A 13,915-nucleotide genomic window follows, 5' to 3' on the forward strand; every position below is an offset into this window, starting at 1 on the left:
CGCTTGGCGCGCGATTCAGCCCTCTATGGCCATTTCGCGGTGGCGAACCAACACATTACCATGCGCGCGGAAGTACGTGGCGAGCCGCTCGGCGATATACACGGAGCGATGCTGGCCGCCCGTACAGCCGATCGCAACCGTCAGGTAACTGCGGTTGTCGGCAATGAAACTCGGCAGCCACTTTTCGACGTACGCGCGGATGTCTTCGGCCATCGCCAGCACCATCGGCTGGCTTTGCAGGAAATCGATGACGGGCTGGTCACGGCCGGTCAGCGGGCGCAAGTGCGTGTCGTAGTACGGGTTGGGCAACGAGCGCACGTCGAAGACGAGGTCGGCATCGGTTGGCACGCCGTGCTTGAAGCCGAATGATTCGAACATCAGCGTGATGTCGTGCGGCTCGTCGCTGATGAATTCTTTGATGTACGCGCGCAAGGCGTTGGTGCGCAGCGTGCTGGTGTCGATGCGATGCGCCGGGTCAGCCAGCGGGCTGAGCAGTTCGCGCTCCATCTCGATGGCTTCGATGAGCGACGTGTCGGCATCTTTCGGCGCCTGCGGCGGTTCGGCATTCGCCTGTGCAGATGCAGGGCGACCGTTACGGATGGAGAGCGGGTGACGACGGCGCGTTTCTGAATAACGCTGCACCAGCGCGTTCGTGCTGGCGGTCAGGAACAGCATGCGCACGTCGTGTTCCTTGCGCAGCGTCGTGATCGTCTCGGGCACCTTGCGCAGCGACTCGCGGCTGCGGATGTCGGTGGCCACGCCCAGGTGCGTGTAGCCCTGGTCCGCCAGATAGCGCGCCAGTTCGGGAATGAACTGCGCGGGCAGGTTGTCGACGCAGTAATAGCCTGCATCTTCGAGCACGTTCAGGGCGACCGATTTCCCTGAACCCGACATACCGGTGATGAGAATGATCCGCATGCTGCGAGGATAGCATTCCTCTGTGGCAAACCAGCGACCAAAGAAAAAGGCGACCGCTTGGGTCGCCCTTCCGATACTGCGCTAAGCGGATGCTCAGCCCTTCGAGAGGCACTCTTTCTGGGCGTTCTTGAACTCGTCGCCCTTCTTGCCCTTGTTGGCCTTGGAGCAGGCTGCCATTTTTTGCTGCTGGGTCATCGGCGCGGCTGCGGCAGCCGGCTTGTCCGAAAGGCAGCCCTTCATGAATGCCTTGCGCTCGTCGCCCTTCTTGCCGGCGGCATCCATGTTGCATTGCTTCATCTTGTCTTGCTGCGAATTCTTAGCTGCCGGGGCGGCGGCTGCAGGTGCGGCAGGAGCCGCGGCAGCCGGTGCGCTGCCTTGGGCGAACGCCTGGCCAGCCAGGAACGGGAGCGCCAGGGCGCAAGCGGCAATCAGTTGTTTCATCGTCGTATTCTCCTTGGGTACCGTCAGAAGAGCGGGCAGATTGGGTTGCCGCGCTCGCGATGAACGCCGCCGCGTGCGTGCTCGGCGCATTCCCTCCCACAACGGGGAGGTCGCATGTCGGGTTGACGTTTCGCAACGAAAACTAGGGTAAAACCCGTCCAATTGCGAAACTTTGTAGCGGCTTTGTTAAAGCAGGCGGCCCTGGGGCGAGTGCGAAGCGGCCTCGGCCTGCATGGCGGCGCGCTGGCGGTCCATGAAGTCGCGCAGCGTGTCGATGCCGCGCAGGCGCAGGATGGTGTTACGCACGGCAGCCTCGACCAGCACAGCCAAGTTGCGACCGGCTGCCACCTGAATCTTGACCATGTGGATCGGCAGACCGAGCACGTCGAGGTATTGCGAATCAAGCGGCAGGCGCTCGAACTCGCCGTCGTTGCGGCGCACGAGCTGCACGATCAGCTTGATCTTCATCTTCCGGCGCACCGCCGTCTCACCGAAGATCGTCTTGATGTCGAGCAGGCCCAGGCCGCGCACTTCCAACAGGTTCTGCAGCAGCGGCGGGCAGCGGCCTTCAATGAAGTCAGGCCCCAGGCGCACGAAATCCACCGCGTCATCGGCAACCAGGCCGTGGCCGCGCGAGATCAACTCCAGGCCGAGTTCGCTCTTGCCCAGGCCCGAGTCGCCCATGATCAGCACGCCCATGCCGAGGATGTCGAGAAACACCCCGTGCATCGTCACTCGCGGTGCGGAGATGCGCGACAGGTACAAGCGCAGGTGATCGATCACGGCTGCCGACGAGATCGGCGAGGTGAACAGCGGCGTGGACGAGCGCGTGCAGCGCAGCTCCAGATCCGGCGGCGGATCGACGCCATCAGCTACCACCAGGAAGGGCGGCTCGAGCAGGATCAGCTCGCCCATCTGGCGCTTGCGGTTCTCTTCCGACAGACGCTGGTAGTAGGTGATCTCGGGCTTGCCGAGCACCTGAATGCGGTTCGGGTGGATGAGGTTCAAGTGCCCGACCAGGTCTGCCGCCGAGGTGGCTTCCTTGGCGAAATCCACATCGAACGCGCGGTCTGCGCCTTCCAGGCCGGCGACCCACGACAGCTTCAGATCAGCTGCGTTGTCGTCGAAGATCGATTGGGCGGTGACGCCGGTCAGTTCCATAGCAGGCGGGGGTGGGCGGTGCGCGTTCGCAATCGGTTGCGTTGCTACACCGATTGCACCGCGCTCAAGGCCGCCAGTCGGTCAGTAGCTGGTGAATCGCCTCGGGCGACGGCAGGGTGGCGAGGCCTTCGCGCATGTCGCGATCGGACAGCAGCTGGGCAATTTCGGAGAGGATCTCAAGATGCTGCTGGGTGGCCTGTTCCGGCACCAGCAAGAAGATCAGCAGCGAGACAGGCTTGCCGTCGGGCGACTCGAACGGCACCGGCTCGGCCAGGCGCATGAACGCTGCCAGAGGCTGCTTGAGCCCTTTGATACGGCCGTGCGGGATGGCCACGCCGGCACCCAGCCCCGTCGAGCCGAGCGATTCGCGCGCGAACAGGTTGTCAGTGACGACCGAGCGTGCGACGCCGTGGTTGTTCTCGAACAGCAGACCGGCCTGTTCAAAGACCCGCTTTTTGCTGGTTACGCTGACGTCGAGGGCAATGTTCCCGGGCGGCAGCAGTTTGGCCAAGCGATTCATGTGCAATGCGTGAAATGAGCGGCGTCCTTCTGCACCAAAATGGCGCGGACAATCGAGTCATTATAGACCACGTGCCGCGCGGCTTTGTGCGACGCACCAGCGGTGTGCCGCGTAGGGCAGAAGGCGAATCCCCCAAAGGCTGCGATTCAGTCGGTGCCGGCAAATTGCGCCTGCGCATCGACCCTGTTGTTGCCAGCATGGCGGCAAAACCCACGCCACGCCCAGCATTCATACTTTCGTCAGATTTTAGCCCGACTTAATTCGGATGCAATCGGATTCGTCAGGAATGCACCACGACATAAAAAAACCGCGCCATCTGAGGGCGCGGTTTTTTGCGGTGCGGGTTGCTATTGCTGCATCTGCACGGCTTGGAAGGCCTGGTGCTTCACGCTGTCGCGATCGTGTCCTTGCACACGATCCTTGTACTTGATGACCTGCCTGTCCAGCTTGTCGACCAAGAGGTCGATGGCCGCATAAAGATCTTCATGGTGTGACTCGACGAAGACGTCCTTACCCTTGAGGTGCAGGTTGATTTCCGCGTACTGGCGACGACTCTTCTCCTTGTGATTATCGACCGATAGCAGCACGCTGACGCCAATGACCTGATCGAAGTGCCTGATCACACGCTCCAGTTTCGTTTCCACGTATTCACGCAACGGCGGCGTGATGTCCAGGTGGTGTCCACTGAGTTTGAAGTTCATAGCGGTTCTCCTTCTCACGGATGGGCCGCACCGGAATTGCCCGCGATGCGGCTATAAAGACTTGCGCAGATTCACTGCAGGGATCTTGAGGGCTTCGCGGTATTTGGCCACCGTCCGACGGGCCACCACGAATCCTTGTTCACCTAACAGCTCGGCAATTCTGCTATCGGACAGAGGATTCTTCGGGTCTTCGGCTCCTACAAGTTGCTTGATGAGCGCGCGTATCGCAGTGGATGACGCGGCCCCGCCGGTTTCCGTCGATACATGGCTGCCGAAGAAGTACTTCAGCTCAAACGTCCCCATGGGGGTCGCCATGTACTTGTTTGTCGTCACACGGGAGATCGTGGACTCGTGTAGGCCCAGCGTATCAGCTATTTCCCGCAAAACCAAGGGGCGCATGGCGATTTCGCCGTGCGTGAAAAAGCTCTTTTGACGTTCGACAATTGCTTGCGAGACTCGCAGGATCGTGTCGAAGCGCTGCTGAATATTCTTGATCAGCCAACGAGCTTCCTGCAGCTTCTGCTGCAGATTGGCGGCACCGGTTTCGCCACGACTGCCGCGCAGGATTTGCGCGTACATGTCGTTGATGCGCAGGCGCGGCATGACATCCGGATTCAGTTGTGCGACCCAGCCCGCGGCGGTCTTGCGAACGACAACGTCAGGCACCACGAAGTCGGCTTCGGCGCGGCCGAAGGCGTGGCCGGGGAACGGCGCCAACGAACGAATCAGTTCATGCGCGGCCTTCAGTGGAGGTTCGTCGACGGACAGCGCCTTCTTCAGCCGCGTGTAGTCGCGCGCGGCGAGCAGTTCGAGATGCTGATTGACGATGATGAGCGCAAGCGCCTTCGCTGGCGAATCGAGCCGATGCAACTGCAGCGACAGGCATTCGGCTGCCGAGCGCGCGCCGATGCCCGGCGGATCGAAACTCTGCAGCATGCGCAGCGCGGCTTGCAGCTCATCGAGTTCGACTTCGAGTTCTGCGGGCAGGTCGGTGAGGATCTCGTCGAGCGAGGCGGACAGATAGCCCTCATCGTCGAGCGATTCGATCAGGAAGATGACGAGGCCCTTGTCGCGCATCGACAGCTTGAGTGGCGCGAGCTGTTCCATGAGGAATTCGCGCAGGCTTTGCTCGGCCTCGCGCAACTGCAGCGGGGCGCGATCGTCTTCGTCCGATTGCGGTTTGCGAGCGAAGTCGTCGAGGCTCCAGTCGGAGCGATCGGAGCCGTAATCGCTGTCGAAGTCGGCGCCGTTCTCGTAGCTGTTGTCAGGGGCGTCGCTGCTGTCTGCGCCGTTGGGTGAGGGCGGTGGCGATTCGGTGGGCAGCGGCGTGGCGTTGTTGTTCTGCAGCGCGTTGACGGAGCCATCCGCTCCGATACGCGCGGAGGTGTCGAGCCACTCGTTTTCTCGCTCCAGTAGCGGGTTCTCGGTCAGTGCCTGTTCAACTTCCTGCTGCAGTTCGATGGTCGATAACTGCAGCAGCCGGATGGACTGCTGCAGCTGCGGCGTGAGCGCAAGATGCTGAGAGAGGCGGAGCTGGAGCGACTGTTTCATGCGGGCTATTCTATGCCCAACAGTCAGTCGATGGAACGGATTTTGCTTTATGGTGCGCCTTTGCCACGTCCTTAAGACGTAAGGGTGGCCACACCCAGACGCGTGACTTACATCCGGAAGTTATCGCCCAGATAGACCTTGCGCACATCCTCGTTTTCGATGATCTGCGCGGGGCTTCCGGCGGCAAGCACCGAGCCTTCGCTGATGATGTAGGCGTGATCGCAGATGCCAAGCGTTTCGCGCACGTTGTGATCGGTGATCAGCACGCCGATATTGCGGTCTTTCAGGAAGCTGACGATGCGCTGGATTTCACCCACGGCGATCGGGTCCACGCCGGCAAACGGTTCATCGAGCAGGATGAAGCGCGGCGACGAGGCCAGTGCCCGGGCAATTTCCACGCGGCGGCGCTCACCGCCCGAAAGCGACAGCGCGGGGTTGTCGCGCAGGTGGGCGATTTGCAGATCGTCGAGCAGGCCGTCGAGGCGACGGTTGACTTCGTCCTGCGTGAGCTTCTTGCCATCCTGTTCCTGCAGCTCAAGCACGGCGCGGATGTTCTCCTGCACGTTGAGCTTGCGGAACACCGAGGCTTCCTGCGGCAGATACGACAGGCCCATGCGCGCGCGCTGGTGGATCGGCAGACGGCTGATGTGCTCGCCGTCGAGCACGATGTCGCCGGCGTCCAGTGCGACCAGGCCTACGATCATGTAGAACGACGTGGTTTTGCCCGCGCCGTTCGGGCCAAGCAGGCCGACCACTTCGCCGCTCTTCACGTCGAGCGACACGTCCTTGACCACCGTGCGTGTGCCGTAGCGCTTTTTCAGATGGCGTACGACCAGCGTGCTAGAGGTCGTGGCCTGCGGCGCGACGGTTTTGGGGGCGAGGGTAGTTGCGGACATAGGCGAAACAGAAAGCGAGCGGAACGGATCAGGGCTTGGCAGCAGGGGCAGGCGTGCCCGGCGTGCCGGTACGCGGTGCGAGAACGGCGCGCACGCGGCCCGACGGGTTGGCGGCGGTCGTGTTCTCCGGACCGCCGGAGGCCGTGTAGAACTCCTTCTGGCCGTCGTACGTGATGACGGCGCCGCGGATCTCGTCGAGCTGCGTGGCACCCTGCAGGCGCTCCATGCGCGCGCGCGTGATCAGCTTGGAAATCTCTTGCTTGCCGTCGTACTCGATGCGCTCGCCCCAACCCTGGATGTATTCGTCGACGTTGTCGCGCTTCTGGCGGATGAAGGCCAGGTTGCCGGGCTTGGAGGTGGCGATGGCGTAGTTGTAGCCCTCCGGGTCGGTGCGCAGATCGGCCTCGTCGGAGCGCAGCACCATGGTGCCCTTGGTCAGCACGACGTTGCCGGTCAGGTGGTAGACCTGCTTCAGATCGTCGTAGCTGGCGTTGTCGGCTTCGAGCACCAGCGGCTTGTCGCGGTCGGCGCGCTCGGCATGCGCGGGCAGGGCCGGGAGCAGCAGCGCAGCAGCGATGGCAAGGCCGGCGGCACGGAGAGAGTCGGTCATGGAGATCAATTCAGACAGAGAAGAGCGCGATCGATGGGCGTGGTCAGGTGTCGGAGGCGAAGTTTACTGCTTCGGCGCTCCCAGCCCTTCGATTCGGCCGCGCACATTGCCGAGCAATTGTACTTGGCGCGTCACGTTGTTGAAGGTGAGGCTGTTGGCGTTCATGATCGACGGCCCGCGGTGCAGTTCGACCGGCTTGTCGGTGCGCACGACGTCGTCGTTGAGCAGCACTTGGAAGTAGGTCGAATCGGCGGTCATCAGCGGGTCCTGATGCGGATCAGGGCCTTGCGCGCGGACAACCTTGGCATTGTTGTACAGATCGATGATGGTGCCTTCGCCGTTCATCTTTCCGAGGTCGGCGCGGGCGGTCACCTGCGGGCGATCAGGCGCGTATACGCGCAGCGCCGGGAAGGTGACGTCGTAGGTCAGGTCATCCTCGTAGTGGTTCATGTGGACGCCGGTAAAGCGGTATTTGGTGACGCCTTTTTCGTCCAGCGCGGTGGCTGAGACACCGTCCATCATGTAGTCGGCCACGTGGCGCTTGGGTTGGTTGGCGGTCTCGTCGGTTTGCGGTGTGTTGACCTGCACCAGCAGGAACGTCACACCGCAGACGATCGCCATCAGCAGGATCGGCAGCCCGCGCAGCATGATTTGCAGCACGGTGGAGACGAGGCGTTGGGAGCGTTCGCTGGCCATGGGGTCAGAAAGTTTGCGGAGCCTGCAGCAGTTGTGCGAGCAGGTTGTCGTAGGCGCCCTGGGCCTTGAGGATCAGGTCGGCCACTTCGCGCACGGCGCCGCGGCCGCCCGTCGCCTGGGCGACATAGTGGGCACGGTTGCGCAGTTCAGCGTGGGCCTGGGCGGGGCAGGCGGCAAAGCCCACCAGCGTCATCACCGGCAGGTCGGGCCAGTCGTCGCCCATGTAGCCGGCATCGGCCGGTTGTAGTTCGGTAGCGGCCAACAGGCGGGCAAACGCCTCGCGCTTGTCGGTGATGCCTTGGTACAGATGTTCGATGCCAAGTTCCCCGGCGCGCCAGGCGACGATTTCGGATTGCCGGCCGGTGATGATGGCCGACGTGATGCCGGCCTGGGCCAGCAGCTTGATGCCGTGGCCGTCGAGCGTGTCAAAGGCTTTGCTGATCTCGCCCTCGGGGCCAACCAGCAGGCGGCCGTCGGTCAGCACGCCATCCACGTCGAACACCATCAGGCGCACGCGGGCGGCGCGTTCCATTGCCTGCGGAAAGCGTGCGTCGATGTTGCTGTGGACGGGAGATTCTGCCGGGGCGGACATCAGCGGAATGTCAGATGACCTTGGCGCGCGTCAGGTCGTGGATGTGCAGCGCGCCCGCCAGCATGCCGGCGGCATCGACCACCAGCAGTTGGTTGATGCGGTGCGTTTCCATGACCTCGACGGCCTCGACCGCGAGCTGATCCGGGCCGATCGAGCGCGGGTTGCGATGCATGACTTCATGCATTGGCACGGTGCGCCAGTCGCGCGGCGTTTCTAGCAGGCGGCGCAGGTCGCCATCGGTGAAGACGCCCACGGCACGGCCATCGGCGTCGACCACGGCGGTCATTGCCATGCCCTTGCGGGTGATTTCCATCAGCGCCTGCGACAGCGGCGTGTCTTCCAGCACGCGCGGCACGGCGTCCCCTGCGCGCATGACGTCACGTACGTGCGTGAGCAGCTTGCGGCCGAGCGACCCGCCCGGGTGCGAGCGGGCGAAATCTTCGGCGCCAAAGCCACGTGCATCGAGCACGGCCACGGCCAGCGCATCGCCCAGTGCGATCTGGGCGGTGGTGCTGGCGGTGGGGGCCAGGTTCAGGGGGCAGGCTTCGACGTCGACGTGTGAATTCAGCACGACATCCGCATGCTTGCCGAGGGAGGACTCCGGGTTGCCCGTCACGGCGATCAGCTTGGCGCCCAGCCGCTTGACGAGCGGCAGGATGGCGTTCAGCTCCGACACCTCGCCGGAATTGGAAAAGCCGATGAAGACGTCGTCACGCGTGACCATGCCCAGATCGCCATGGCTGGCTTCGGCCGGGTGCACGAAAAAGGCCGGCGTGCCGGTCGAGGCCAGCGTGGCCGCGATCTTGCGCGCAATGTGACCCGATTTGCCCATGCCCGAGACGACCACGCGTCCCGTGCAACCGAGCACCATCTCGACCGCGCGCGCAAAGTCGGCGGACACCTGGGATTTGAGGCCGAGCACGGCTTGCGCTTCGATGTCGAAGGTTTGCTGCGCCAGCGCAAGCGCTCGATCCGGATTGAAATTCGCTATCATGGCGGCGAAGTATAACAACGATTGACACTGGTCCCGGCCGCTTGCCGCGCGCTTTGGCACGTATCGGGGCTTGGCTTGCGGGGAGTCGCGGAGCGTACGGGCGCTTCGTTTTGCTGCGCCGCGGCAATTCTCTTTCAAACCACTTTCCTTCCCGTCGCCACGCCGTCATTTTTTGCTCTGCGGCGTCCCGCGTATCGCGTTCTTCGTTTATACCCTGGCATCGGTCTTGCAACGCGCTGCGTGCTGTCTGCGGCATGTTTGCCACGTGCACCGTCCTGATGCGCGGGTACTGTCCGCCCTGTCCAACCTCTTTCGCTTGGCCTAGTGCTGGGCCCCTTGCGCTGCATGCATTCGCCGCTGGAACTCACTCTCGTGTTGTTGGCCGCCGCCGTGATCGGCGTGGTGTTGTTCCGCATGCTGCAATTGCCGCCGATGCTGGCCTATCTGGTGGTGGGCGTGCTGATCGGGCCGAAGGCGACGGGGCTGGAGTCCGATTCTGCGCAGACGCGCTACCTCGCCGAGTTTGGCGTGGTGTTCCTGATGTTCTCGATCGGGCTGGAGTTCAATCTCTCCAAGCTGCGTTCGATGCGGCGGCAGGTGTTCGGCCTGGGCGCGTCGCAGGTGGCGCTGACCATGCTGCTGACGGTACCGATCACCATGCTGCTGTCGCACTGGTATCCGCTGTCGTGGCAAGCCGGGCTGGCCCTGGGCGGTGCGTTGGCAATGTCGTCCACGGCCATCGTCTCGAAGATGCTGGCCGAGCGCCTGCAGCTTGAGACCGAGCACGGCCGCAACATCATCAGCGTGCTGCTGTTCCAGGATCTGGCGGTGGTGCTGCTGCTGATTGTGGTGCCGTCCCTGGGCAAGAATCCATCTGACCTGGTGCTGGCGCTCTCCATTGCCGCTGTGAAGATCACCGTCGCGCTGGTGTTGATCCTGTTCCTGGGGCAGAAGCTGCTGTCGCGCTGGTTCCACCTGGTGGCGGCGCGCCGCTCGCAGGAGCTGTTCATGCTGAACCTGCTGCTGGTGACGCTGGGCATGGCGGCGCTGACCGAGCGGCTGGGGCTGTCGATGGCGCTGGGCGCGTTCCTGGCCGGCATGCTGGTGTCGGAAACACCATACAAGTTGCAGGTGGAAGAAGACATCAAGCCGTTCCGCGACGTGCTGCTGGGCTTGTTCTTCGTGACCGTTGGCATGCTGCTGGACCCGCGCGTGGTTGTTGAGCACTGGGCGCTGGTGCTGGCGCTGGTGGCCGGGCCGGTGCTGTTCAAGTTCGTGCTGATTGCGTTTCTTGCGCGCGGCTTCGGCTCAGGCGGCGGCGCGGCGATCCGGACGGCGCTGGGCCTGGCGCAGGCCGGTGAATTCGGCTTTGTGCTGCTCAACCAGATCGACGGCATGCACCTGATCGACCCGCTGCTCAGCCAGGCGATTCTGGCGGCGATGCTGCTGTCGATGCTGATCGCGCCATTCCTGATTCAGTACAGCGATGTGATCGCCATGCGGTTCTCGCGCACGGATTGGCTGCTGCAATCGCTGGCGATGACCAAGATCGCTGCGCAGAGCATCGCCACCGAGCGCCACGTCATCATCTGCGGCTACGGGCGCAGCGGGCAGAACCTGGCGCACATGCTGGAGCAGGAAGGCATCGGCTACATGGCGCTCGACCTGGACCCGGATCGCGTGCGCGATGCAGCGGCAGCGGGCGAGCACGTGGTCTACGGCGATGCGGCGCGGCGTGAATCGCTGGTGGCAGCCGGTATCCACCGCGCGGCGGCGGTTGCCATTACGTATGCGGATACGGCCTCCGCGCTGAAGGTGCTGCACCACGTGCAGGCGCTGGAGCCGACCCTGCCCGTGATTGTGCGCACGATTGACGATGCCGACTTGGACCGCCTGCAGCAGGCGGGCGCCACCGAGGTCGTACCCGAGATCATCGAAGGTAGCCTGATGCTGGCCTCGCACGCGCTGGTGCTGCTTGGCGTGCCGTTGCGCCGTGTGGTGCGGCGGGCGCAGGAGATGCGCGATGCACGCTACGGCCTGCTGCGCGGCTACTTCCACGGCCAGGACGATGAAGAGGACATGCTGGAGCGCGATGCCGTGCGTCTGCACTCGGTGCCGCTGGCCAAGGGCTCACCCGCCATCGGACACAAGCTCGGCACGATGGGGCTGGAAACCTTCAAGACCTCGGTGACGGCGATCCGGCGCCAGGGTATTCGTGCGCTCGATCCGGACCCGGATACGGTGCTGGAGTTGGGCGATATCGTCGTGCTGCGCGGCACGCCCGAAGGGCTGCAGATGGCAGAGGAGCGGCTCTCGCCGCGTTGATTTCGCGGTCGCTATTTGGTCAGCGCTTCGAGCAACGGCCCGCGTGAGCGGCGCGGCGGTGGGCTGTCGGCCAAGCTCGGCGGCAAGCCCGCCAGCACGGCGGCTGCGTCCAGCGAGCGAATCGATACGCGCGTATCGGCCGGAATGCGCCCGCCCTGCTGCAGCATCAGATAGCGCAGGCAGCAGACGCGCAGGAACGAGGCAAAGTTGGCAACCTCGCCCCGATGTTCCAGCAACTCGTCATACAGCTTGCCGATCAGTTGACTGACCGTCAGGCCATCGCGCTGGCCGATTTCTTCCAGCACCTCCCAGAACAGGCATTCCAGGCGCACGCTGGTCGCCACGCCCTGCAGGCGCAGCGAGCGGGCCAGCGTGTCGTACGAGTGGGGATTGGCGCGGATGAAGATTTCGCACATATCGGGTCTCCGGGAGGAGCGCCCGGCGTGCGGGCAGCCCGATCAGTGTAGAACCCGCGTGCCCAGGACTTCAAGAAACTGCGCGAGCCACGCGGGATGCGCCGGCCAGGCGGGGGCGGTCACCAGCTTGCCGTCGGTGTAGGCCTGGTCGACGGGAATGTCCTGGAAGGTACCGCCTGCCGCCGTGACTTCTGGGCCACATGCCGGGTACGCCGAACACGCCTTGCCTTCCAGCACCCCTGCCGCCGACAGCAACTGCGCCCCGTGGCAGATGGCCGCGACGGGTTTATCGGCACGGGCGAAGTGGCGCACGATCTCAAGCACGCGGGCGTTCAAGCGCAGGTACTCGGGCGCGCGGCCGCCAGGCACGACGAGTGCGTCATAGGCCGCGGGGTCGATCTCGGCAAAGGCGGCGTTGAGGGCAAAGCGATGGCCGGGTTTTTCGGAGTACGTCTGCGCGCCTTCAAAATCGTGCACGGCGGTGGCAACAGAGTCGCCGGCGCGCTTGTCGGGGCAGACCGCATGCACCGTGTGGCCGACCATCTGCAGGGCCTGGAAGGGCACCATCACTTCGTAGTCTTCGACATAGTCGCCCACCAGCATCAGAATCTTCTTCGCCACGGTTGTCTCCTGTATGGTTGCGGTCTGCCCATTGTGGTGACGCACTGCCTGCCGTGGGTGGTAGCCGGTTACCACAGTCCGCGCAAATCGTCTTTTCCCATTCCTGTCATGACCAACGTTCCTCACCATCAAGCGGCCTTGCTGACGCCGTCGTCCGTGCCTGCGTCCACCGAGCTGGGCGACGTGACACGCTACCTGCGCGACCGCATCCGCACCGTGCCGGACTGGCCGCAGCCGGGGGTGATGTTCCGCGATATCACGCCGCTGCTGCAGGACCCGAAGAGCCTGCGCGTGCTGGTGGACGTGTTCATCCATCGCTACATGGGGCAGGGGCTGAACCTGGTGGCGGGCATTGATGCGCGCGGCTTCATCCTGGGCTCGATCGTGGCGTATGAGCTGAATCTGGGCTTCGTGCCGATTCGCAAGAAGGGCAAGCTGCCGTTCACCACGGTGGCGGAGGAGTACCAACTCGAATACGGCAGCGCGACGGTGGAAATTCATTCTGACGCCTGCAAGCCCGGCGACCGCGTCCTGCTCATCGACGACCTGATCGCCACCGGCGGCACCATGATGGCCGGCAAGCGCCTGCTGGAACGGCTGGGTGCGACGGTGGTGGAGGGCGCGGCGATTGTCGACCTGCCGGAACTGGGGGGCTCGCAATTGCTGATCGAGGGTGGATTGCCGTTGTTCACCGTGTGCAATTTCGGCGGCCATTGACGCGCAGGGATGGCACTGGGGCGCTGCATTCGCCGCATACGCTCATGTGACAAAAATATGACACTTTGTGACCGTGCGCGGTAGCATGGTCCCTTCCGCTTTTTCTTCTGCTGCCAGGAGGCGCCGATGCCCCATGTGTTGCTGTTCCTGCTGACCTCCATCGCCATCACGGTGATGCCGGGGCCGGACAACCTGCAGGTGATCGCGCGTGGTGCGAGCCAGGGCCGCAAAGCCGGGTTGGCGGCGGCGGCCGGGTTTGCCTCGGGCTGCCTGTTCCATACGACGCTGGCGGCGCTGGGGCTGGCGGCGGTGTTGCAATCCTCGCCGGTGGCGTTTCAGGCGATCCGCTGGCTGGGCGCGGCTTACCTGATCTGGCTGGGCGTGCAGGCGCTGCGCAGCAAGGGCGGTGTCGGCTTGAACAACGGTGGCCCGCAGGCGGTGCCGGACCTGTGGCAGGTATTTCGCCAGAGCGTGTTCGCCAATCTGCTCAACCCGAAGGTGACGCTCTTCTTCGTAGTGTTCCTGCCGCAGTTTGTCGATGCGCAGGCCGGGCATGCGGCGCTGCAGATGCTGCTGCTGGGCGGCGTGTTCATGGCGCAGACCATCGTCGTGTTCAGTCTGTATGGCTGGTGCGCGGCCGCACTGGGCGGCTGGATGCGCCGCACGCCGCGCGCATCGCTGTGGCTCGATCGCGTGAGCGGTTGCATTTTCATCGGGCTGGGCCTGCGCGTGGCGCTGACCAAGTAGGCGCAACGC

General features: G+C 63.9%; 16 protein-coding genes. 3 read left to right on the plus strand and 13 right to left on the minus strand.

Annotation, left to right across the window (positions count from 1 at the left end; all coding sequences use genetic code 11):
- Positions 1-15: 15 nt before the first annotated feature.
- From rapZ to PI87_RS17790, 11 genes are all read right to left on the minus strand, one after another.
- On the minus strand, positions 16-918 hold the full coding sequence (rapZ, locus tag PI87_RS17740) for an RNase adapter RapZ (protein WP_039599037.1): 903 nt from the start codon (positions 916-918) through the stop codon (positions 16-18).
- A gap of 93 nt (positions 919-1,011) precedes the next feature.
- Complete coding sequence (locus PI87_RS17745; RefSeq protein WP_039599038.1) at positions 1,012-1,359, minus strand: PsiF family protein; 348 nt, start codon at positions 1,357-1,359, stop codon at positions 1,012-1,014.
- 186 nt (positions 1,360-1,545) lie between these two features.
- The gene (gene hprK, locus PI87_RS17750; protein WP_021196399.1) at positions 1,546-2,520 is read right to left on the minus strand and encodes an HPr(Ser) kinase/phosphatase; all 975 of its coding nucleotides are present in this window, start codon (positions 2,518-2,520) and stop codon (positions 1,546-1,548) included.
- A gap of 64 nt (positions 2,521-2,584) precedes the next feature.
- Positions 2,585-3,040, minus strand: coding sequence for a PTS IIA-like nitrogen regulatory protein PtsN (gene ptsN / locus PI87_RS17755; protein ID WP_039599039.1), 456 nt, complete (start codon positions 3,038-3,040; stop codon positions 2,585-2,587).
- Between the two features lie 347 nt (positions 3,041-3,387).
- Complete coding sequence (gene hpf, locus PI87_RS17760) at positions 3,388-3,741, minus strand: ribosome hibernation-promoting factor, HPF/YfiA family (RefSeq protein ID WP_039599040.1); 354 nt, start codon at positions 3,739-3,741, stop codon at positions 3,388-3,390.
- Positions 3,742-3,792: 51 nt separating this feature from the next.
- Positions 3,793-5,292: an RNA polymerase factor sigma-54 gene (locus tag PI87_RS17765; RefSeq protein WP_039599041.1), complete on the minus strand. Its 1,500-nt coding sequence runs from the start codon at positions 5,290-5,292 to the stop codon at positions 3,793-3,795.
- 107 nt (positions 5,293-5,399) lie between these two features.
- Positions 5,400-6,188, minus strand: a complete 789-nt coding sequence (gene lptB / locus PI87_RS17770; protein ID WP_039599042.1) for an LPS export ABC transporter ATP-binding protein — start codon at positions 6,186-6,188, stop codon at positions 5,400-5,402.
- A 28-nt stretch (positions 6,189-6,216) separates the two neighbouring features.
- Positions 6,217-6,798 (minus strand): lipopolysaccharide transport periplasmic protein LptA, encoded by a 582-nt coding sequence (lptA, locus tag PI87_RS17775; protein ID WP_039599043.1) that lies wholly within the window; start codon positions 6,796-6,798, stop codon positions 6,217-6,219.
- A gap of 63 nt (positions 6,799-6,861) precedes the next feature.
- The gene (lptC, locus tag PI87_RS17780; protein ID WP_039599044.1) at positions 6,862-7,494 is read right to left on the minus strand and encodes an LPS export ABC transporter periplasmic protein LptC; all 633 of its coding nucleotides are present in this window, start codon (positions 7,492-7,494) and stop codon (positions 6,862-6,864) included.
- A gap of 4 nt (positions 7,495-7,498) precedes the next feature.
- Positions 7,499-8,086: a KdsC family phosphatase gene (locus PI87_RS17785; RefSeq protein ID WP_039599045.1), complete on the minus strand. Its 588-nt coding sequence runs from the start codon at positions 8,084-8,086 to the stop codon at positions 7,499-7,501.
- A gap of 10 nt (positions 8,087-8,096) precedes the next feature.
- Positions 8,097-9,080, minus strand: coding sequence for a KpsF/GutQ family sugar-phosphate isomerase (locus PI87_RS17790; protein ID WP_039599046.1), 984 nt, complete (start codon positions 9,078-9,080; stop codon positions 8,097-8,099).
- A 345-nt stretch (positions 9,081-9,425) separates the two neighbouring features.
- On the opposite strand from PI87_RS17790, the gene PI87_RS17795 reads away from it, so the two are divergent.
- Entirely contained in the window at positions 9,426-11,405 is a 1,980-nt protein-coding gene (locus PI87_RS17795; RefSeq protein ID WP_039599047.1) for a monovalent cation:proton antiporter family protein, read from the plus strand.
- 11 nt (positions 11,406-11,416) lie between these two features.
- Here the strand turns inward: PI87_RS17795 and PI87_RS17800 are convergent, their stop codons facing one another.
- Both PI87_RS17800 and PI87_RS17805 read right to left on the minus strand, forming a co-directional pair.
- Positions 11,417-11,821 carry a ribbon-helix-helix domain-containing protein gene (locus PI87_RS17800; protein WP_039599048.1) on the minus strand — a complete coding sequence of 135 codons (405 nt, stop codon included), beginning with the start codon at positions 11,819-11,821 and terminating at the stop codon, positions 11,417-11,419.
- A gap of 42 nt (positions 11,822-11,863) precedes the next feature.
- Complete coding sequence (locus tag PI87_RS17805) at positions 11,864-12,442, minus strand: DJ-1/PfpI family protein (protein WP_039599049.1); 579 nt, start codon at positions 12,440-12,442, stop codon at positions 11,864-11,866.
- Between the two features lie 108 nt (positions 12,443-12,550).
- Here PI87_RS17805 and PI87_RS17810 point away from each other — a divergent pair, with 108 nt between their 5' ends.
- Together PI87_RS17810 and PI87_RS17815 are read left to right on the plus strand one after the other, a co-directional pair.
- Positions 12,551-13,159, plus strand: a complete 609-nt coding sequence (locus PI87_RS17810; RefSeq protein WP_052321586.1) for an adenine phosphoribosyltransferase — start codon at positions 12,551-12,553, stop codon at positions 13,157-13,159.
- Positions 13,160-13,285: 126 nt separating this feature from the next.
- Positions 13,286-13,906, plus strand: a complete 621-nt coding sequence (locus tag PI87_RS17815) for a LysE family translocator (RefSeq protein WP_039599050.1) — start codon at positions 13,286-13,288, stop codon at positions 13,904-13,906.
- Positions 13,907-13,915: the final 9 nt, after the last annotated feature.

Source organism: Ralstonia sp. A12 (assembly GCF_000801955.1).
Taxonomy (GTDB): Bacteria; Pseudomonadota; Gammaproteobacteria; order Burkholderiales; family Burkholderiaceae; genus Ralstonia.